Annotated in this window: 17 protein-coding genes; 9 read left to right on the top strand and 8 right to left on the bottom strand. The window is 72.3% G+C overall.

The genetic code is table 11. The features are described from left to right. Positions 1 to 476 precede the first annotated feature (476 nt). The gene (locus CLV56_RS21455) at positions 477 to 974 is read right to left on the bottom strand and encodes a hypothetical protein (protein WP_157805232.1); all 498 of its coding nucleotides are present in this window, start codon (positions 972 to 974) and stop codon (positions 477 to 479) included. A gap of 436 nt (positions 975 to 1410) precedes the next feature. Here CLV56_RS21455 and CLV56_RS18490 point away from each other — a divergent pair, with 436 nt between their 5' ends. Together CLV56_RS18490 and CLV56_RS18485 are read left to right on the top strand one after the other, a co-directional pair. Beyond that, positions 1411 to 6087, top strand: coding sequence for a metallophosphoesterase (locus CLV56_RS18490; RefSeq protein WP_425437718.1), 4677 nt, complete (start codon positions 1411 to 1413; stop codon positions 6085 to 6087). 86 nt (positions 6088 to 6173) lie between these two features. Further along, positions 6174 to 6926 carry an SDR family oxidoreductase gene (locus CLV56_RS18485; protein ID WP_039348078.1) on the top strand — a complete coding sequence of 251 codons (753 nt, stop codon included), beginning with the start codon at positions 6174 to 6176 and terminating at the stop codon, positions 6924 to 6926. 79 nt (positions 6927 to 7005) lie between these two features. Here CLV56_RS18485 and CLV56_RS18480 read toward each other — a convergent pair whose 3' ends face one another. Together CLV56_RS18480 and CLV56_RS18475 are read right to left on the bottom strand one after the other, a co-directional pair. After that, a complete protein-coding gene (locus CLV56_RS18480) occupies positions 7006 to 7740 on the bottom strand; it encodes an alpha/beta fold hydrolase (RefSeq protein WP_039348081.1) in 735 nt (244 codons plus the stop codon). A gap of 41 nt (positions 7741 to 7781) precedes the next feature. Further along, on the bottom strand, positions 7782 to 8732 hold the full coding sequence (locus CLV56_RS18475; RefSeq protein WP_039348084.1) for an alpha/beta hydrolase: 951 nt from the start codon (positions 8730 to 8732) through the stop codon (positions 7782 to 7784). Between the two features lie 189 nt (positions 8733 to 8921). Here CLV56_RS18475 and CLV56_RS20715 point away from each other — a divergent pair, with 189 nt between their 5' ends. The 4 genes from CLV56_RS20715 to CLV56_RS18460 all read left to right on the top strand — a co-directional run bounded on the left by CLV56_RS20715 (position 8922) and on the right by CLV56_RS18460 (position 13104). After that, positions 8922 to 9080 carry a hypothetical protein gene (locus CLV56_RS20715; RefSeq protein ID WP_157805222.1) on the top strand — a complete coding sequence of 53 codons (159 nt, stop codon included), beginning with the start codon at positions 8922 to 8924 and terminating at the stop codon, positions 9078 to 9080. 138 nt (positions 9081 to 9218) lie between these two features. Continuing rightward, positions 9219 to 9935 (top strand): sigma factor, encoded by a 717-nt coding sequence (locus tag CLV56_RS18470; protein WP_100415413.1) that lies wholly within the window; start codon positions 9219 to 9221, stop codon positions 9933 to 9935. 87 nt (positions 9936 to 10022) lie between these two features. After that, on the top strand, positions 10023 to 12821 hold the full coding sequence (locus CLV56_RS18465) for an AAA family ATPase (protein ID WP_100415412.1): 2799 nt from the start codon (positions 10023 to 10025) through the stop codon (positions 12819 to 12821). Between the two features lie 94 nt (positions 12822 to 12915). Then, positions 12916 to 13104 carry a hypothetical protein gene (locus tag CLV56_RS18460; protein WP_039348087.1) on the top strand — a complete coding sequence of 63 codons (189 nt, stop codon included), beginning with the start codon at positions 12916 to 12918 and terminating at the stop codon, positions 13102 to 13104. Positions 13105 to 13173: 69 nt separating this feature from the next. Here CLV56_RS18460 and CLV56_RS18455 read toward each other — a convergent pair whose 3' ends face one another. Then, positions 13174 to 14556, bottom strand: coding sequence for a hypothetical protein (locus CLV56_RS18455; protein ID WP_039339489.1), 1383 nt, complete (start codon positions 14554 to 14556; stop codon positions 13174 to 13176). A 168-nt stretch (positions 14557 to 14724) separates the two neighbouring features. On the opposite strand from CLV56_RS18455, the gene CLV56_RS20710 reads away from it, so the two are divergent. Then, positions 14725 to 14886: a hypothetical protein gene (locus tag CLV56_RS20710; RefSeq protein ID WP_157805221.1), complete on the top strand. Its 162-nt coding sequence runs from the start codon at positions 14725 to 14727 to the stop codon at positions 14884 to 14886. Between the two features lie 45 nt (positions 14887 to 14931). On the opposite strand, the gene CLV56_RS18450 is transcribed toward CLV56_RS20710, so the two are convergent. Together CLV56_RS18450 and CLV56_RS18445 are read right to left on the bottom strand one after the other, a co-directional pair. After that, positions 14932 to 15801 (bottom strand): DODA-type extradiol aromatic ring-opening family dioxygenase, encoded by an 870-nt coding sequence (locus tag CLV56_RS18450; RefSeq protein WP_039339491.1) that lies wholly within the window; start codon positions 15799 to 15801, stop codon positions 14932 to 14934. 18 nt (positions 15802 to 15819) lie between these two features. Further along, entirely contained in the window at positions 15820 to 16191 is a 372-nt protein-coding gene (locus tag CLV56_RS18445) for a DoxX family protein (protein ID WP_039339493.1), read from the bottom strand. 86 nt (positions 16192 to 16277) lie between these two features. On the opposite strand from CLV56_RS18445, the gene CLV56_RS18440 reads away from it, so the two are divergent. Beyond that, positions 16278 to 16772, top strand: coding sequence for a MarR family winged helix-turn-helix transcriptional regulator (locus tag CLV56_RS18440; RefSeq protein WP_039339495.1), 495 nt, complete (start codon positions 16278 to 16280; stop codon positions 16770 to 16772). Between the two features lie 34 nt (positions 16773 to 16806). On the opposite strand, the gene CLV56_RS18435 is transcribed toward CLV56_RS18440, so the two are convergent. Beyond that, on the bottom strand, positions 16807 to 17679 hold the full coding sequence (locus tag CLV56_RS18435) for an alpha/beta hydrolase (protein ID WP_039339497.1): 873 nt from the start codon (positions 17677 to 17679) through the stop codon (positions 16807 to 16809). Positions 17680 to 17891: 212 nt separating this feature from the next. On the opposite strand from CLV56_RS18435, the gene CLV56_RS18430 reads away from it, so the two are divergent. Further along, entirely contained in the window at positions 17892 to 18860 is a 969-nt protein-coding gene (locus CLV56_RS18430; protein WP_100415411.1) for a helix-turn-helix domain-containing protein, read from the top strand. 397 nt (positions 18861 to 19257) lie between these two features. On the opposite strand, the gene CLV56_RS18425 is transcribed toward CLV56_RS18430, so the two are convergent. Further along, positions 19258 to 20127, bottom strand: coding sequence for a S41 family peptidase (locus tag CLV56_RS18425; RefSeq protein WP_039339499.1), 870 nt, complete (start codon positions 20125 to 20127; stop codon positions 19258 to 19260). Position 20128 lies beyond the last annotated feature (1 nt).

Genomic DNA, 20128 nt, shown 5'->3' with positions numbered 1-20128 from the left:
CCTTAGCGTCGCTCCGTTGCCCGACAACAGAGAGTGGATCCCCCCGTGCCTCGACGCCTGCGCAGCCTGCGTACCCTCACCGTCGCCGTCCTCGCCACCGCGGTCGTCGGAAGCGGCTTCGGAGCCGCCGACGCTGCCGAGCGCGCGCCGGAGGCAGCCCGTGCCGAGGTCCCCGCGAGCGGATTGTTCGTCTCCGAGATCAACGGGGACAACACCGGGACGGACTTCTACGAGTACGTGGAGGTCCACAACCGGACCGACGAGGCGATCGACCTGGACGCTCAGGGCATCGAGCTCGTCTACACGACCTCGGACGCCGACGGGCAGACCGGCGGCACCGTCCTGACCCGCGGTGGGGAGGGGACGACACTTCCGCTCCCCACGGTGCCCACCGTCGTCCCCGCCCACGGGACGACCGTCTTCTGGTTGCAGAACAGCAACTACCTGGACAAGACCGACGCGGACTTCCGCGCCTTCTACGGACTCGAGGACGAGGCGCCGCTGGTCCACCTGACCGGCCAGAACGGCTTCAACAACGGCGGAGGCCGCGCGGTCCGCGTCGTCCGCGCCGACGGGTCGGAGATCAGTCGGTCCTGGGTGCCGTCGAGGACGTCCGTCCCGAACGGTGCCGTCCACTTCCGCGTGCCGGCCGACGATGCGACCAGCACGTCCGCTCCGGTCTGGCACGACGGCTCCGTCGAGACCGAGTACGGGGTGTCGCCGGGCGTCCTCGATCCCGAGCAGCTGACCCCGCCCACGCCGACCGAGCCGACACCGACCGAGCCGACACCGACCGAGCCGACACCGACGGCCACGGAACCCACCGCGACCGAGCCGACGCCGACCGCGACGGAGCCGACGCCGACCGCGACGGAGCCGACGCCGACCGCGACGGAGCCGACGCCGACCGACCCGGCGACCACGGACCCGACCACGCCGCCGAGCGACCCGCTGACCGGCGATGACCTCTTCATCTCCGAGATCCATCCCGACAACGGCACGCCCGGCAACGTCCCGGACCTCTACGAGTTCTTCGAGGTCACGAACACGACCGACGAGCCGATCGACCTCGCCGAGCACGGCATCGGCGCGAGCTACAGCACGAGCGCGACGCCGAGCGACGAGGTGCTCGCGTCCGCGCTGACGTTCGCGACCTCCGACGGTGTCGCCGGCAACGCGGTCACCTCGGCGCCCCTGGACGCGACGGTTCCGGCGCACGGCAGCACGGTCTTCTGGCTCGACTACACCGCCACCGGGCTCGACACGTACGCCCAGACCGAGGCCGACTTCCGCGCGTTCTACGGTGACGTCGCCGCGGATGTCGACGTCGTGCGCGTCGAGGGCCAGGGCGGGATCGCGAACGGCGGTGCTCGCAGCCTCGGGCTCGTCGACGCATCGACTCCGGGTGCGATGCGGACCGTCAGCTGGAGCTACCTCGCCCCGCGTGCCCCCACGACGCCTGCGGTCTCCTCCCACTACCGGGTGCCGGCGCTGATCGCGCAGTCGACCTCGTTCGCCGACGACGCCCCGACGCCGGGCGTGGTCGCGGACGAGCAGCTCGTCGCAGGCGACCCGACCACGCCGACGGAGCCGACCCCGACGCCGACCGAGCCGACGCCGACCGAGCCGACCGGGCCGAGCGTCCCGGAGCAGCCGACCCCGCCGGCGGTCGACCCCGCGCTCGACGCGCCGATCCTCCAGGTGACCGAGGTGGCGCCCGACACCGCGAACGTCGGCGGATCGGACGGGTACGAGTTCATCGAGGTCTACAACGCCTCGGAGTCACCCGTACGCTGGCGCGACTTCACGATCAGCTACCTCTACATCGACGCGAGCCACGTCATCACCAGCAGCGCGCTGTGGCCCTCCGTACCCGACGACACCGTGGTCGAGCCCGGCCAGGTGATCGTCCTGTGGGTCAAGAACGCGGCGAACCAGGCGCTGACCGCGGAGGACTTCAACGCCCACTGGGGAAGCCGCCTGACCGCCGGCACCGACCTGCTCGAGATGCAGGTCGGAGGCATGGCCAACGGCGGGCCGCGCGGCATCCAGGTGCGGACCAACACCGGCCACGAGATCAGCCGGGCGGACTACATGAGCGATGCCGAGACGGTCGCCGACCAGCCGATCCAGTACCGCTGGGAATCGGGCACCGTCCAGACACAGGTCGGGATCGACACCGCCTCCCCGGGCTACACCGCACCGAGCCAGGTGCCGTCGGGGCTGGTCGGCGATCCCGCGAACGACGAGGCGCCCGAGGTCGTCGACCTGCGCGGCGGACCCGAGGTCCCGGTGACCGACGACCTCGAGCTCGCCTTCGACGTCACCGACGACCACCAGGTCCGCACGGTCGCGCTGACCCTGGACACGGACGTCGACGAGCCGGTCACCCACCAGCTCGCGTTCGACGGACCGAACCGCTACTACTACACGGTTCCCGATGTCGACCTCTACGGGAAGAAGTGGATCGAGTACTCCGTCGTCGCCCGGGACGGGGCGAACACCACCACATACGGGCCGGTCCGCATCACCCTGCAGACCGAGGACCCCGCGCCCGTGCGGCTGAACGTGCGCGACGGCCAGTTCGTCGGCGGCGACACCCGGATCGCAGGGTCGACCTCCGGCGACCCGTCCACCCTGGGTCTCCGGATCGACGGCACCGACGTCGGCGCCACGGTCCCGACGCTGGAGAAGGCGCCGCTGTTCGCGTTCGAGGCGACCAACACCGACGCGTTCTTCCGCAACGGCGTGAAGCTCGGCGACGACGTCCTCACGATCTTCGACGAGGGCTTCTACAGCAGCCTCGTCACCGTCCCGAGCGAGATCCCGGTCGATCGGATCGCGAAGGGCGAGCCGCTGACCGTGAGCGTCTGGTCGGGCACGAAGGGCTATCCCGAGCTCAGCACCGACGACAACAACGACGACTTCACGATCAGGAACCTCCGCCTCGCCCTGCCCGACGGCCGGGTGCTGCGTCCGGAGCTCGTCGGGGTCCACGCGACCAACGGCGCGACCGCGTACGACCCTCCGGTGCGGACCACGCTGGACCTCGACCCGACGACGTCGATCGCGATGGGCGACGGCTCCTCGACGTACGACTACGTGGAGGCGACCTTCGCCATCCCGGACGACGCGTTCGACTCCCAGGCGTACGTGTGGGACACGACGACCGCCGTGGACGGTGAGCACGCGGTCACGGCCACGGTGGGCGAGGACACGCTGGAGCGCACCGTCGTGGTCGACAACACGCGGCCCACCGTCACGACGCCGCTCGAGGACGGGCGCACCTACCGGGGCGACCTCACGGTCGACGCGAGCGCCGAGGACGCCGGCTCGGGGGTGGACCGCGTGACGGCGACGCTCGACGGTGCCGCGGTCACGCTCCCGTACGCGACGTCGTCGGTCGAGCTCGACCCGGGCAGCCACGTCCTCGTGGTGAAGGCCGCCGACGCACTCGGCAACACGACCACACGGACGATCACCTTCGCCACCGGCGACGAGTCCTCGTCGGTCGACCTCGGCGGGCCCGACGACGGGAGCGAGGTCCGCACCGGCGACGTGACGCTGGAGGCGACGCCGACGTCGGCCGAGGGTGACGACCTCAGCGTGAGCTTCCGCACGGGGTTCACCTACGACCCGGCCGACGCGGCGGTCGAGAGCTATGCCGGCACCACCACCGAGGCGCTGACTCTCGACCGCGACGACCGCACTCTCCTCACGGACGACGACCTCGACGCGATGGTCGGCGCCGACGGTGTCGAGCAGACGATCAGCTCGGACAGCGCCCTGCCGTACCAGCTGTTCACCGTCAACGTGCCCGACGACGCCGGCGACGACGCAACGGTCCGGCTCGCGTGGTCGGGCTCGGCCAACGCCGACGCCAAGGTCCTGATGTACGTCCTCGACACCGCGGACGAGAGCTGGCAGGAGGTCGACCGGCACGTCACGACGGACGCCGAGGACGAGTCGGCCGCCTTCGAGCTCGCCGCCACCGTCGCCGTCGCCGACCACGTGGTCGACGGTGAGCTCACCGTCCTCGTGCAGCACTCCGAGGGCTTCGCGGGGACCGACCGCAGCGACCGCGGCAGCGCCGTCACGCCGTACCACCAGGGCGCGACGCCGCGCCAGGACTACGACTTCACGATCGGGTGGGAGTCGGACACGCAGTACTACAACGAGAACCAGGGCTGGAAGGCCGGCGACGGCAACCCGGAGACGTTCTACCGGCACCAGCGCAACATCAACCAGTTCTTCCTGGACGAGCGAGACAACCTCAACCTGCAGTACGTGCTGCACACCGGTGACATCGTCGACGACCACGTCGCGACCGTCTTCTCCGGCGACAACGACGACCCCGAGTACGAGTGGAAGAACGCCGACCCGGCGTACCGCGCGTTCGACGAGGCCGGCCTCCCGTACGGGGTGCTGGCGGGCAACCACGACGTCGGTCACGCGGCGAACGACTACAGCATGTTCGGGAAGTGGTTCGGCGCCGATCGCTACGCGTCCAACCCGTGGTACGGCGGTCAGATCCAGAACAACCGCGGCCACTACGACCTGGTCTCGGCCGGCGGGATCGACTTCCTCGTGCTGTCGATGGGGTGGGGCCCCGGAGACGAGCAGATCGCCTGGATGAACTCCGTGATCCGCCAGTACCCGGAGCGCAAGGTGTGGATCAACCTGCACGAGTACCTCCTCACCACCGGCACGCTCGGCCCGATCCCGCAGCGGATCTTCGACGAGGTCGTCACGCCGAACCCGAACGTCTTCGCCGTGAGCTCGGGCCACTACCACGACGCGTACACCCGCACGGACGACTTCGACGACGACGGGGACGGCACGCCCGACCGCACGGTCTACTCGATGTTGTTCGACTACCAGGGTCTGCCGGAGGGCGGTCTGGGCTACCTGCGGCTGCTGCACTTCGACAACGAGCAGCAGAGGATCGTCGTCCGCACGTACTCGCCGTCGCTGGAGGACTTCGACTCTGACGACGTGTCGCTGAACGACCCGCCCGGGCAGCAGGAGTTCGAGATCCCGTACGTCGCGGTCGGGCTGGAGCCGCGTACGAAGTCGCTCGCGACCGACGCGTTCCGCGCCGACGTGCTCACCACGCAGGAGGTCGACGCGTTCGACGACGTGCCGAGCGGGTCGAGCGTCGAGGCGGTCTGGCGTGACGTCGAGGCCGGGGAGCACGGCTGGTACGTCCGGGTCTCCGGACCGTACGGGGGAGTGCACGACAGCGAGGTGCACACCTTCACCGCCACGGCGGCCGGGGAGCTGACGGCTGCGACGCCGGTGGTCGCCGGGACCGTCGCGGTGGGCAGCACGCTGGTGGCGAACGCAGGGGAGTGGGGTCCGGACGGGGTCGAGCTGTCGTACCGGTGGTACGCCGACGGCGCCGCCATCGCGGGCGCCGACGACGACGAGCTCGCTCTGGGCGCCGCACTGGTCGGCCGGCGGATCACGGTCGAGGTCACGGGTGCGCTGGACGGGTACGCGTCGGTGAGCCGGACGTCGGAGCCGACCCCTCCCGTCGCACGGGGAACGCTGGTCGCCGGGACACCGCGGATCACCGGGTCCGCCGCCCTCGGCCGGACCCTGACGGTGCACCCGGGAACGTGGCGCCCGGCGGGCGTGCGCCTGGGCTACCAGTGGTACGCGAACGGCCGTGCGATCCGCGGACGGACCGGCACGCGCCTCGCGCTCGGGCCGGCGCTGGTCGGCAAGCGGATCACGGTGCGGGTGACCGCCACGCTGCACGGGTACGTGCGATCGGCGGTCACGTCGGCCGCGGCCGGGCCGGTCGCTCCCGGCAGGCTCGTCGGTCCGCGCCCGCGGATCGCTGGCAAGCCACGGGTCGGCAATCGGGTCAGGGCGGCGAACGTCCGCTGGAGGCCCGCGCCGGTGAGGATCCGCTACCAGTGGCTGGCCGGGAAGAAGGTGATCCGGGGCGCCGACGGTCCCTCGCTGCGGGTGCGCAAGGGCCTCCTCGGGAAGCGGCTGCGTCTGCGCGTGACCGTGAGCAAGCCCGGGTACCGCACGGTGGAGGTCCGCTCGGCGAGGTCGGCGCGGGTCAGGGGCTGAGCCACCTGGGCGGCGGCGTCACGCGCTCCGGCCGCTCCCGGTCGGAGCGGGTGAGACCAGAAGGTCTCCGGACCAGAGGAGTCACCATGAAGATCACCGTCATCGGCGGTACCGGCCTGATCGGGTCGAGGGTCGTCGCCCTGCTCGAGGAGCACGGCCACGACGCGACGCCCGCCTCGCCCGCCACCGGCACCGACACCCTGACCGGCGAAGGAGTCGACGACGCGCTCGCGGGGGCCGAGGTCGTCGTCGACGTGTCCAACTCGCCGTCGTTCGCCGACGACGACGTGATGCACTTCTTCGTCACGTCGTCGACCAACCTGCTCGCCGCGGCCCGGCGTGCGAGCGTCCGCCACTACGTGGCCCTGTCGGTCGTGGGCAACGACCGGCTGCTCGCGAGCGGGTACCTGCGGGCGAAGGCAGCGCAGGAACGTCTGATCACGGAGTCCGGGATCCCGTTCACGATCGTCCGCGCGACGCAGTTCTACGAGTTCCTCCGGGCGATCGCCGAGGAGGCGACCACCGACGGGGTGGCGCGGCTGTCGACAGCACACTTCCAGCCGATGGCGTCCGACGACGTCGCGGCGGCCGTGGCACGGACCGCTGCGGGCGACCCGAGCGAGGGGGTTCGTGAGATCGGCGGTCCCGACCGGGTGCGGATGTCCGACCTGATCGAGACGGCGCTGCGGCTCGCGGGCGACGACCGCGAGGTCGTCGCCGACCCGGACGCGCGGTACTTCGGCACGACGCTCGAGGACGACAGCCTGGTGCCCGGCCCGGGCGCCGAGCTCAGCACCGTCGGCTACCGCGACTGGGCGGAGCGCCAGGTGCGCACCTGATCCGCGGCGAGCCACATGGCGCGTGCGAAGGGTGGACCTGCTGGGGCAGGTCCACCCTTCGTCTCGGTCGCGGCGCCGGTCAGGCAGCGTCCGCTCGTGTGCACTCGCCGAGTGCCTCGAGGATCACGTCGGCGACCGCCGTCGGACGCGACTGCGCGACCGCGTGCGACGCGCCCCGCAGCTGCGTGACGCTCCGTGCGCCCGCGCGGTTCGCCTCGTGGCGCAGCGCGGCGGGCGGGATGTTGCGGTCGGAGTCACCGAAGACGAACCACGACGGCAGGGTGGCCCACGCCGGCTCCGTGGTGGGCAGCCCTTCGGAGAGCGCACGCTCGGTGACCGGGCGCTGGGTCGCTGCCATCAGGCTCGCCAGGCCGGCCGAGAGGTCGGCCGCGAACTGCTGGTGGAACACGTCCTGTCGGATCACGAGCTCGTTGCCGCCGCTGCTGACGGGGTACGCCGTGAGGGCCTCCCCGAGCGTGCTCCCGGGGTAGGTCGTCGACAGCTGCAGCGCGCTCTCGCCGTGGTCCGGCGCGAACGCCGCGACGTACACGAGACCGGTGACCGACGGGTTGCGCGAGGCCGCCTCGGTGATCACGAGACCGGCGTAGGAGTGGCCGACGAGCAGGACCGGTCGTCCCAGCCCGGCGATCACGTCACGCAGGTACGCCGCGTCGCCGCTGACGCTGCGCAGCGGGTTGGCGACGGCGACGGTCTCGACGTCGTGCTGGCCGAGGGCCTCGACGACCGGGTACCAGCTCGCCGACTCGGCGAACGCGCCGTGCACGAGCACGACGGTCGGGATGTTGTCGTTCATGATGGATCTCCTTCTGGTGGTGGACGGGCGGAAGGTGGGGGTCAAGGCCGCAGCGCCGTGCGCAGGACGTGGATCGCCTGCTCGGTGGCCGCGGTGGTGGCTGCGGTGGGGCGCAGCGGGTTGAGCATCATGAAGTCGTGGATCGTCCTCCCGTAGCGGACGATCGTGGTCCGCACCCCGGCCTCGCCCAGCCGGCGGGCGTACGCCTCGCCCTCGTCGCGCAGCACGTCGTTCTCGTCGACCACGACGAACGCCTCGGGCAGTCCGGCGAGATCCTCGAGCGTGGCACGCAGCGGCGAGACGGTGATGGCGTCGCGTCTGCTGTGATCGGGCAGGTAGGCGTCCCAGAACCAGGCCATCGACTTCGCGAGCAGGAACGGCCCGTCGGCGAACTCCCGGTAGCTCGCGGTGTCCTGGCCGGCGTCGGTCACCGGGTAGTAGAGCGACTGGTGGCAGAACGTCACGTCGCCGCGCTGCCGCGCGAGGAGCGTGAGCGCCGCGGCCAGGTTGCCGCCGACGGAGTCCCCGGCCACGGCGACCCGTTCGTGATCCAGTCCGTGTGCGGCGCCGTGCTCGGAGATCCAGCGCGCCGTCGCGTACCCCTGCTCGAGCGCCACGGGGTAGCGGGCCTCGGGCGAGCGGTCGTACTCGACGAACGCGACCGCGACCCCGGCCCCGACCGCGAGCTCGCGGACGAGCCGGTCGTGCGTGCCGGCGTTGCCCAGCACCCAGCCGCCGCCGTGCATGTAGAGCACGACCGGTTGGGCGTCGGACGCCCCCGGCGGTCGGACGATCCGGACGCGGACGTCGCCGACGGCGGCGGCGACGCTCACCCACGTCTCCTCGACGTCGGGCATGGCGACCGGCTTCGCCTGGAGGTCGTCGAGGACCGCGCGGGCGTCCTGCGGGGTCATCTCGTAGAAGTACGGCGGGTTCGCGGTCGCGTCGGCGATCGCCTGCGCCTCCGGTTCGAGGTGGTGGTGGTCGGTCATGGTCGGGGTCCTCTCCGATGGGATCGGTGCGTGACAGCGCCGGGCCGGCGCCCGTCCTCTCGTGCGACAGCGCTGCGGCACCGGTTGTGACCTCGCCGTGCCGGATCGGCGTCACGGCGATGGGGGCGGCGTGGTCGTCGGTGCACAGACCGGTCCGTACGCAGGGCCGGCCGGCGACGGGGGAGCACGATGGAGCTGACGACCTGCCCGGACTGCGGGGCACCCGCGGAGGTGACCGGGCGCTTCGCGCTGGAGAGCACGGACGGGCCGATGGAGCACGTCCGCCTGCGGTGCGTCCTCGGGCACTGGTTCGTGGGGCTGGCCGAGCGTCTCCTGCCGTCTCGTTGAGGCGGTCCGCCCGGCCACGTGGCCGCGTGGTGGCTACGCACCCGACCACGCACCACCAGGGCGCGATCTGCCGGCCCACGCCCGCACGGTGGAGACACCCGCACTCCGGTGCATCCGTCTCGACCGCGAGGAGCCATCATGCTCGACTCATGCCGCAGCCCCGACGTCGATCTGGGCGACGCCCTCGACGTCTTCCTGTGCCACCGTCTCCGGCTGGAGCGGATCGCAGCCCGGATCGTCCGGGACGCCGGGACGGCGGAGGACGTCCTCCAGGAGGCGTGGGTGCGCTGGCAGCGCACCGACCGCGCGCGGATCACGAACCCGGCGGCCTTCCTGACGACGACCACCCGCAACCTCGCGATCAACGTCGTCCAGTCGGCGGCGCGTCGGCACGAGGCGACGACCGCGGCGGTGCCGGAGGCACGGCCCCGGCTCGGCACGCCGCCGGACCCGTTCGACCGGGCCGCCGACGTCGAGGACGCGATCACGGTCCTGATGGAGCGGGTGACCTCGACGGAGCTCGCGGCCTACGTGCTGCGACGCGGGCTCGACTACCCGTACCGCGACGTCGCGCGGATCCTGCGCACCAGCGTCTCCGGCGCACGTCAGCTGGTCCGACGCGCCCAGGTGCACCTCGCCTGCGAGCCCGTACGGGACGTCGACACCGTCGAGCGTGACCGGCTGGTGCGCGCGTTCCTGGCGGCGACCCGCACGGGGGAGCGGGCGGACCTCGAGCGACTCCTGGCCCAGCGCGCCCGACGCGTCCGACGCCGACGCGCGACGATCCGCCCGGTGGCACCGACCGCACGCGTTCCGGAGCGGTGGAGGCGGCCGGTCGTGGCGACGCCGGTCTGAGGGGTGCAGCGCACACGAGGCGGTCCCGGCCGCGCGCACCGTATCCTGAGGCATGGCGCCCACCCTTCGGCCGGCGAGCAGCGCCCGATGACCGACCGGTCGACCCCGCAGCCGCCCCGGACCCGCCGTGCCACCGCGTTGCTCGGCCGGGACCGCGAGCTGGCTCGCCTGTGGTCGCTCGTCGACCAGGCGCGGCAGGGTCGCAGCGGGGCCGTCGTCGTGAGCGGCGTGGCCGGGGTCGGGAAGACGGCGCTGCTGGACGCCCTCGCCGATCGAGCCGGACAGGACGTCCGCGTGGTCCGGATGATCGCGGCGGAGAGCGAGGTGTGTCTGCCGTACGCCGGCCTCGAGCTGCTCTGCGGTCACCTGATGGAGGCGGCCGGGGACCTTCCGGAGCCCCAGCGGCAGGCCCTGGAGACGGCGTTCGGCGTGCGGGACGCCGGCATGCCGAACCCGCTCGTGATGGGGCTCGCGGTCCGCAACCTGCTGGCGAACGTGGCCGCTGCCGACGATGACAGCGGAGGCGGGCTCGTCTGCGTCGTCGACGACGCGCACTGGCTGGACGACGTCTCGGCACGCGCGCTCGCGTCCGTGGCGCGACGGCTCGGGACCGAGGGCGTGGCGATCGTCTTCGCGATGCGCGAGGTCGACGAGCCGTTCACCGACCTGCCGCAGCTGCGCGTCGAAGGCCTGGGGGACGACGACGCACGCGCACTGCTGGGCACGGCGTTCCCGGGTGCGCTGGACGAACGGGTGCGCGACCAGCTGATCGCCGACAGCGCCGGCAACCCGCTGGCGCTGCGTGTGCTTCCGCGCAGCCTGAGCCCGACGGAGCTCGCGGGTGGTTTCGGTCTGGCCCGGTCGATGCCGTTGCAGAGCCGGATCGAGGAGAGCATCCTGGCGCGGACCGACCTGCTCGCGGAGCCCACCCGACGGCTGCTCCTGCTCGCGGCGGCCGACCCGACCGGGGACCCGGGGCTGCTCTGGCGTGCGAGCGCCGCCCTCGACATCGGTCCCGAGCACCTCGACGCGGCCGAGGAGGCCGGGGCGCTCGTGCGTGCGGCCCGGGTGAGCTTCAGCCATCCGCTGGTCCGCTCCGCGGTCTACCGGGCCGCGCAGCCGGAGGAGCGTCGGCTCGTGCACGCGGCGCTCGCGGACGCGACGTACGTGGACCGCGACCCCGATCGTCGCGCGTGGCACCGCGCGAACGCGACGGTGCAGCCCGACGAGGAGGTGGCGTCCGACCTCGAGACCTCGGCCGTGCGGGCACGGTCGCGCGGGGGAGCTGCGGCGGCAGCGGCGTTCCTCGAGCGTGCCGCCGAGCTCACGCCGGAGCAGGGCCGACGGGTCGACCGGTTGATCGCCGCGGCGACCGCCAAGCACGACGCCGGCGCTCCCGAGGTCGCACTGCGGCTCCTCGACAGCCTGCGCGACGAACCGCTCGCGCCCGTGCAGGAGGCGTTGACCGGACGGGTCCGCGCACGGGCGCACTACGCCCTGCGCCGTGACCGCAGGGCGCCGCGGATGCTGCTGCACGCCGCACGGCGACTCGAGCCGCACGACCCCGCCCTGGCACGCGACACCTACATCGAGGCGCTCTCGGCTGCGGTCTACGCCGGCCGGCTCGGCGAGCCCGGGGCCGTGACCGAGGTCGCGGAGGTGATCCTGGAGGCGACCGAGCACGACAGCTCGGAACGGGCGCAGGACCTGATCCTGCGCGGCCAGGCGCTGCTGTACTCGCGCGGACCGGAGGCGGCGCTGCCGACGGTGCGCCGCGCGCTGAAGGCCCTCGTCGACGACCCGCCGGGCGCGAGCGCGCTGCACTGGATGTGGTTCGGTGCCCGCACCGCGCAGGACGTGTGGGACACCGAGGCCCTCCGCACGCTGACGCAGCGGCAGGTCGAGATCGCCCGTGCCGGTGGCGTCGTGACCGTCCTGCCGATGGCGCTGAGCCTGCTGATGGTGCTGCGCACGTTCGACGGGGACCTCGACGCGGCCGAGGCGATCTGCGACGACATCGACGCGATCCTCGCGATCACCGGGCACGCCGTCCCGCAGTACGGCCGGCTGTTCATCGCCGCCTACCGCGGCCACCTCGACGAGGTCGAGCGCCGCGCCCGGCAGCTTCGCGAGGACGCCTACGAGCGTGGCGAGGCGTACGCGCTGACGGCCGCGAACATGGCCGAGGCGCTGGCGTACAACGGCGCGGGCCGCTACGCCGAGGCGCTCGCCGCGGGTCGGGGGGAGCTGCCGTACGCCGACGAGCTGGGGCACGCGATGCGGACCTTGCTGGAGATCGTCGAGGCCGCCGTGCGGGTCGACGAGCGGGCCGTCGCGCAGGAGGCGCTCGAACGACTGGAACGCCTCACGCAGCCGGTCGTGGACGACAGCGCGTGGGCGCACGCGGTCGTGTCGCTCGCCCGGGCCCAGCTGCTCGATCCGGACGAGGCGGAGGCCTGCTTCCAGGCGGCGATCGACGACTTCGACCGGATCCGCGTGCCGATGCTCCGTGGACGCAGCCAGCTGCTGTACGGCGAGATGCTGCGCCGGGCCGGACGCCGTGTCGACGCCCGGGCTCAGCTGCGGGCGGCGTACGCGGTGCTGTCGGAGTGCGGCCTGACCGCCTTCGCCGAGCGCGCCCAGCGTGAGCTGAGGGCGACCGGGGAGACGCTGCGCACGCGCGGTGCCGGCGCGGCCGAGGAGCTGACGGACCAGGAGCTGAACGTCGCCCGGCTCGCGCGCGAGGGGTGCACGAACCGCGAGATCGGTGCGCGGTTGTTCATCAGCGCGCACACGGCCGAGTGGCACCTGCGGAAGGTCTACGCGAAGCTCGGGATCCGCTCCCGCAACCAGCTGCAGTCGGCGCTCTCGGACACGGCCTCCTAGCGCGCCGTCGTCACGCCGCGTGCGTCGGCGCGGTCGACCAGGCAGAGCCGCGTGCCCGGGGCCGCCGGGCCGGCACCGACCGCGGAGGTGGACCGTGAACGACCACAGCACCGTCCTGAGCGCACTCTCCCTGCACGTCACGTCCGAGCTCGCCCGGCTCACGTCGAGCTCCGACCGCATCGACGACGACGAGCCCGTCGTCCCCGGCTACGGCGTCAGGCTGCGCAGCCTCCTCGCGGCCGCGCTGGCCCCGCGGGTACGCGCCGACGAACCGATCGCCTGACACGGATCGGCCCCGGACGCGCCTGCACCCGCCGCGACGTCGCGGCGGGTGCAGGCGCGTCCGGTCGATCTACGGATGTCCGCCGGCCTGCGCGGTCGGGGCGAGCACCGAGTAGCAGAGGTCGCCCTCGCACCCGGCCGTGACGGTCGAGTAGACGATCCCCATGACGACCGCGCCGCCGGTGTCGCTGTCACCGATCTGCGCGTTCACCTTCCCCGTGCCGCCGATCACCACGTTGGAGTCGTCGTACGTCACGATGTTGCGGCTCCCGTACGACCGGATCGACACGTCGTCGAAGCCGTCCGCGCCGATCACCAGCGTCTGGTCGCCGCTGGCGACGGACGCACCCTCGTCGGTGACCTCGGAGTAGGTCCCGCGGCCCGCGTGCCCGGCCTCCTCCGAGCTCTCGTCGCTGTCGTCCCCGTCGTCGTCCTCGTCGTCGTCATCCGTCGCGAGCGTCGCGGCGGCCTGGGCCGACTGTCGCCCGGCGGCGCTGTCCTCGAGATCGTCCGACGACTGCTCGCCGTCGTCGTCGCGGTCCTCCTCGTCCTCGTCCTCGTCGTCCTCGGGCTCCTCGCCGTCACCGGAGTTGCCCGAGCGCACGTACGAGCCGATCACGTCGACCGCGTTGAGACCGCTCGAGTCGGTGTCTCCGGTGTTGGCGTTGATCTGTCCGTCGCGTGCGATGAAGACGTTGGAGTCGTCGTACGTGACGATCTGGTCGTCGCCGATCACGCTGACGGAGTGGTCCTCGAACCCGCTGATGCTGATCGCGCGCCCGTCGTCGGCTCGCAGCAGCTCGAACGACCCGTTGCCGTGGTTCGGTGCCGAGGCGATCGTCGCGACGCTGGTGAGCAGGTCCGCCGGCACGGTGACGCGCCCCGACCGGAGGTCGGAGTCGTCGACGCCGAGACCGATCACGCCACCGGACGCCGCGGCGCCGGTGTTGGCGTACATCTGGCCGTCGTCACCGACGTAGACGATCGACCCCGCCGTGGCGATCACCTGCGTCCCGCCGGCGGCCCCGACGGTCTGCTCCTCGCCCTTGGGTCGTCGCGGCTGGACGACTTCGATCACGGCGGGGACGGCGACGGAGGGAGGTGCCTTGGCGTCCGCGCCACCCAGGCGTGCCTGCGCTGTGCGGGTGCGTTCGGCGGCACGGGTCCGGCGGGTGATCGTCCGTACGACGCGCTCACGCACCGTGGTTCCGGTCGTGGCGGAGGGAGCCGCGACGGTCGTGCTCGTGCGCGGCGCGGCCCCGTCCTCCGGGCGCGCGGGGCCGCGTCCGCGGGGCGCGCGCCCTGGGTTCACCGTGACCTCCACCGGCGGCACCACGGTCTGCTGGTCGGCGACCGTGGCCGGTGGTTGGTCAGGGGTGGCTCGGATCATCCAGACGGCAGCGAGCACCGCCACGATCAGGAAGGCGTACCTGGGGATCTGGTTCTCGAACATCGCGCAGCTCCTCGCGCTCGGGTGCGTCGCCGCCGGTCGGCGCCGACGCACCCGATGCTCGTGAACGAGCGCGGTCGATCGCGCCCCGGAACACCCTGGTGCGGCCCCTGGTCTGGCACCTCAGTTAGGGTTGGCTTACCTAATAGACGCGAGAAGGGTGGCTGACCCGTGGACCTGACGTCCTGCCCCGGCTGCGATGCGCCCGCCGAGGTGCTCTGGCGCTTCTGCGAGGAGAGCACGGCCGGGCCCGTCGAGCACGTGAAGGTGCGGTGCGTCCGCCGCCACTGGTTCCTCGGCTCGACCGAGTCGCTGTTCGGGTCGCGCGCCTGAGCGTCGAGCGGAGCGACGCGCGCTGCGACGGCCGACCTGCGCGCCTCAGGCGACCTGGAGCGAGCGGATCGAGTTGCCGAACACCATCCGCTCGATCGCCGTCGTCGGCGCCTCTCCCGGGTGCGTACCGGCGCCGACGGTGAGCAGCAGCGGGACGAAGTGGTCGGCGGTCGGGTGCGCGATCCGCGCCGCCGGCGCCTTCGTGCGGTAGTCGGTCAGCGCGTCGACGTCACCGCGGGCGAGCGCGTCGGCGGCCCACGTGTCGAACGCCTCGAGGTGAGCGCCGAGCTGAGGGTTCCGGAAGACGTCGAAGCTGTGCGTCATGAAGCCCGACCCCATCACCAGCACGCCTTCGGCCCGCAGCGACCGCAGCCGCTCCCCGAGCGCCAGGAGGGCCTCCGGCTCCAGGCTCGGCATGCTGAGCTGGACGACAGGCACGTCGGCCGCCGGGTACATCGCCATCAGGGGGATGAACGCGCCGTGGTCCAGACCGCGGCCGACGTGCTGGTGCAGGGGAGTGGTGTCCGCGAGCGAGCCGGCGACCCGGTGCGCGAGAGCGGTGGCGTCCGGCGTCCGGTACTGCAGCTCGTAGTAGCGACGGTGGAAGCCGCCGAAGTCGTAGTACAACGGCGTGCCCGCCTCGGGGGCCGAGATCGCGAGCGGGGCGTTCTCCCAGTGCGCGGAGACCACCACGATCGCGCGCGGTCGTGGCATCCGCCGCGCCCAGTCGTACAGGTCGCGCAGCCACGTCGGGTCGTCCAGCGTCGGCGGCGCGCCATGACTGACGAACAACGCAGGCATCGCCCCGTCGGCGGGCTCCCAGGGACGGTGGTCGCCGGCTCGCGGCAGCACCTCGGCGAGCAGCGCGTCGTACGCCCCGGCGGGTGTCGCCGGGTTGAAGGGGTCGGCCGTCATCGGGTCCTCCTGCGCGGGTCAGAACGCCTGCGGGCCGAAGCGCATGACGGCGACGAACGCCGTGAGCGCGAACAGCACGACGTTGACCGCGATCATGGGGTACTCCTGGCGACGCGCGTGCACGACGGCGGCGAGCACCATCGTGACCGCCAGGCCGCTCGCGGCGAGCGGCGTGAGGATCGGCGCGATGTCGAGGGCTGCGGGGAGGATCAGCCCGACCGCGCCGAGGATCTCGGCGACGCCGATCAGCTTGATCGTGGAGTCGGAGAAGTCCTCGACCCACGCCATGTTCGCGGCGAGGTTGCGCTTCGGCTGGGCGGCCTTCGTGAGGCCGGCGACGAGGAACAGGGCGGCGAGGACGCCGGCGATGATCCACAGAGCGATGTTCATGGGGAACCTTCTAACTTGACTATTCAATTAAAGCCTAGTCCGCAATAACTTGAGTAGTCAAGAAATGGGGTCGTACGCTCGGGTCCATGACGACGACGGACGATCAGGTGCGGTGGCTCTCGCCGGAGGAGCGCGCCGCGTGGCTCGCCGTGGCCGCGCTGATCGTGAAGCTGCCGAACGCCCTCGACGCCCAGCTCCAGCACGACCAGCGGCTGAGCTTCTTCGAGTACATGATCCTGGCCGTGCTGTCCGAGCAGGACGACCACACCCTCCAGATGAGCGACATCGCCGAGTTCACCTCCGGCTCCCTGTCGCGTCTGTCGCACACGGTGACGCGGCTCGAGCGCGAGGGCCTGGTGACCCGCGAGCGCATGCGCGGCCCCGGTCGGCGGACCTGCGCGCGGCTCACCGACGCCGGGTACGCCAAGGTCGTCGCTGCCGCGCCAGGCCACGTCGAGCGGGTACGGGAGGTCCTGATCGACGCGGTCACGCCCGAGCAGCTCGACGCGCTGCGCGGGATCGGCGAGGCCGTGCTGGCGCGCATCGACCCCGACCGTACGTGCACCGACGGGCGGGTCTGAGGGTTTCGACAAGCTCAACCGACGATGGTGCCGCTCAACCAGCGGTGCGCGCGAAGCGGTCGACGAAGTCGAGGCAGGTCTGCGCAACCTCCTGCCACCCGGAGTCGATCGTGAGCGAGTGGCCGCGCTTCGGGATCTCGACGTACTCGGTGACGGCGTCCTCGTTCTTCGCCTGCCGTTCGTAGGTCGCCCGTGAGATCGCCGGTGGGACCTGGTGATCCATCTCGCCCGCCGTGACGAGCATCGGTCCGCGGTCGGCGGCGAGGTTGTCGACCTTCGTCTCGCTACGCGGGTTCACGTTGGCGAAAGCGGCCTGGAAGACGGGGACACCCGAGCCGGCGACGTGGAACTCGTCGTACAGCTGCTGAGCCTCCTCGTCGGTGACCGCGTTGGCGAACCCGAATCGGAACTGCTCGAAGGTCAGGGACACGGCTCGGTGCCGGTTGGCCGGGTTCGTGAGCACCGGCGCGGAGGCCTTGAGCGCCGCCGCGGGCAGCGGCAGCACACCGCGCGAGGGGGCAGGATCGATCGCGACCGTCGCCGCGGACAGTCCGCGGCCGGCGAGGATCTGCACCAGGAGACCGCCGAACGAGTGCCCGATGAGCGCCGGCTTGCGGTCGAGCCGCTCGATGATCCTCTGCTGGTACGCGGCCACGTCACCGACGCTCTTGTTGGCGAACACGCTCGGGTCGTCGCGTGCCGCCTCCACGTCCGGCGGATCGTCGGGCCAGCCGGGGGTGACGGCTGCGTACCCTGCCTCCTCGAACATGGCGGCCCACCGATCCCAGCTCGAGTCGAGCAGCCAGAGGCCGTGGACGAAGACGACCGGTGGTCGGCCCGACCGGTTGGCGGCGGCGACCTCTCCGAGCTCGGACGCGGTGGGCTCGTACTCCACGTAGTCGGACATGATCGGATCCCTTCGCTGGCGGACAGGAGATGCGACGACGCTAGAACCGCGGACGTCGGGCCGGTTCGCTGTGCGTGCACGCGCACCGCCCTCTCCGTGCACGACCGGCGCGCACCTCGGACGTCTTGACGGTGCAGCGGGGAGGGACCAACCTTGCGGTGAACCCCGGTCGTTGTCGCGTCGCTCGCTCCGAACGCTGAAGGCGGTCCACCATGCGGCTGTTCGACTCACGCACCCTGCCTCCGGCGGAGACCCTGGACCGTCTGCACGACGCGTACGAGAGCAGCCTCTTCCCGAGCCGCCTCGAGCACATCGACACCGACGCTCCGGGCGGCCTGGTCACGACGCTCGACCTCTATCCCATGGGCGCGTGCGCCGTGGCGGCGACCGAGTCGACCGGGTTCCACCTCACCCGTAACCGCCAGTCCATCGCGCGCAACCGCGGCGCTGCTCTGAGCGTGCCGATCGTCTCCGGAGGCGAGCTCGACTACCTCGGCCGGCGCACCGTCGTGGGACCCCGGGACCTGTCGGTGATCGACTCCGAGCAGCTGCAGAGCTTCCGTCAGCCCTCTCACGGGACGGGCACGCTGTTCCAGGTGCCGCGCGAGCTCCTCGATCTGCCTCAGCAGGTCATCATCGACGGGGCGGGGAACCTGGAGCGGAGTCCGCTCTACCGGACCGCCCAGCGGTTCTTCGCCGCCCTGTTCCGCGACGCCGAGCGGATCTCGGCCGACCCGCTCGCGGCCGAGGCGGCACAGCGCGCCGGCGTCGACCTCCTGCGCGCCCTGCTCATCTCCGCCGCGCCGCCGCGACGCGACGTGAAGGACCGGTTCGCGGACACGTTCGTGACGCGCGCCCTCGCCCTCGCGCACGACGATCTCCGCGACCCGTCCCTGTCGCTCGACAGCCTCGCGGCCCGGATGAACGTCTCGCGCCGGTACGCGTACGCGCGCTTCGCCGAAGCCGGGGTCTCGTTCGAGCAGTGGGTGATCGAGCGGCGGCTCCGACGGGTCGCAGGGACGCTGTCGTCACGCCGGTTCGCCCGGGTCCCGATCGGCTCCGTCGCCCATGCCTGGGGATTCCGCAGCGTGAGCCACTTCCAGCGGCGGTTCCGGGAGACGTACGGCGCGTCCCCGGCGCAGTGGCGCCTCCGCGCGCTGGGGGAGCAGGGGGACGGCTAGGGATGTCGTAGACCGCAGCCTCGCCAGGAGCTCACCGTGTCGACCGCAACGTGGGGCGGACCGGCGGTTCGTGTTCGGGGTAGGTGGGGGCGACCACCACGTACAGCAGCAACGCGCACGCAGCGGCGGCGACCAGCGCGAGGTCTCTCACGGCGTGCCACGCGCGCGGACGGAGCAGCGCGAGCACGATCGCGTCGCCACGGCGGTGACGATCCGTCGCTCCATGCGGGCGTCCTTCGTGGGAGGGACAGCCCCGTGGGACGGCGTGGTCGTCCGCAGCGGGACCGTGGTTCCCGCCATCGTGGGCGCGGTCGCGCCACCACGGACACCTGCGGCGCGGATCGCGGCCGGAACCCGTCGGTCGTCGGCGCGCGCCGCCGTCGCGGGTACGTGGTCGTCAGCCCGACGGTGGGGCCGCGACCGTGGACAGGTCACGCGCAACGGCGAGTGCGTCGCCGCTCGGTGCACCGACGTCCGGTCGTACGCCGACGTGGTCCCAGTTCGTCCCGCTGCGGGGGTCGATCGGCGCGCCCGTCGGGATGTAGACCGCCGGCCCGGTCGGATCCGTGAACAGCTCGACGGGGTTGGCCGCGCCCGCGGTCCGCTCGCCGACCACGGTGGCGCGGCCCGTCGTCTGCAGCGCGTACGCGAAGCTCTCTGCGGCCGATGCGGTGTGCTGGTCGACGACGACGATCACGCGGACGCGTGAGAGGTCCGGGAGGTCCGGGTCGGGTCGTGTCCACGCCATCCGGGCCGGAGCACGCGTGCTGCGGAAGGTCACGACGTGGACGGGGTGCGCGCCGAGGAACGGCGCGAGGAGGTACTCCACCATCGACGGCCACCCGCCCGGGTTGGCGCGCAGGTCGACGATCACCGACGCGCAACCCTCGAGCTCCTGGGCAGCGGCCCGGGCGACCTCCCGGGCGGCCGGGGCGTCGGCGTCGTCGAAGACGCGCACCGCGAGCACGCCGACGCTGCCGACGACGTCGGCGGTGATCGCCGGGCCGTCGTCGGGGGTCGTCGTCACGCGGAGGACGGTCTCAGAGGTGCCCCAGGTGACGGCGAAGTGGCGGTCGATGCTGCGCAGCGCCTCGGTCGCCGCACGGCAGAAGTCCGCCGCGGGCACGGTGTCGTCGAGTCTGACCCCTGCCCGGAGTGCGTCCTCGTAGGTCCGCGCGTCCTGTGCGAACACGTAGTGACGCTCGATCAGACGCGCGACCACCGCGACGGCTGTCCGCTGCTCGGAGGGTGACACCACGTGCGTCATG

The sequence above is a fragment of the Mumia flava genome (assembly GCF_002797495.1).
In the GTDB taxonomy this organism is placed as follows: Bacteria; Actinomycetota; Actinomycetes; order Propionibacteriales; family Nocardioidaceae; genus Mumia; species Mumia flava.
The sequence above is the reverse complement of the archived record's forward strand: the minus strand, read 5'-3'. Positions and strand labels throughout refer to the sequence as shown.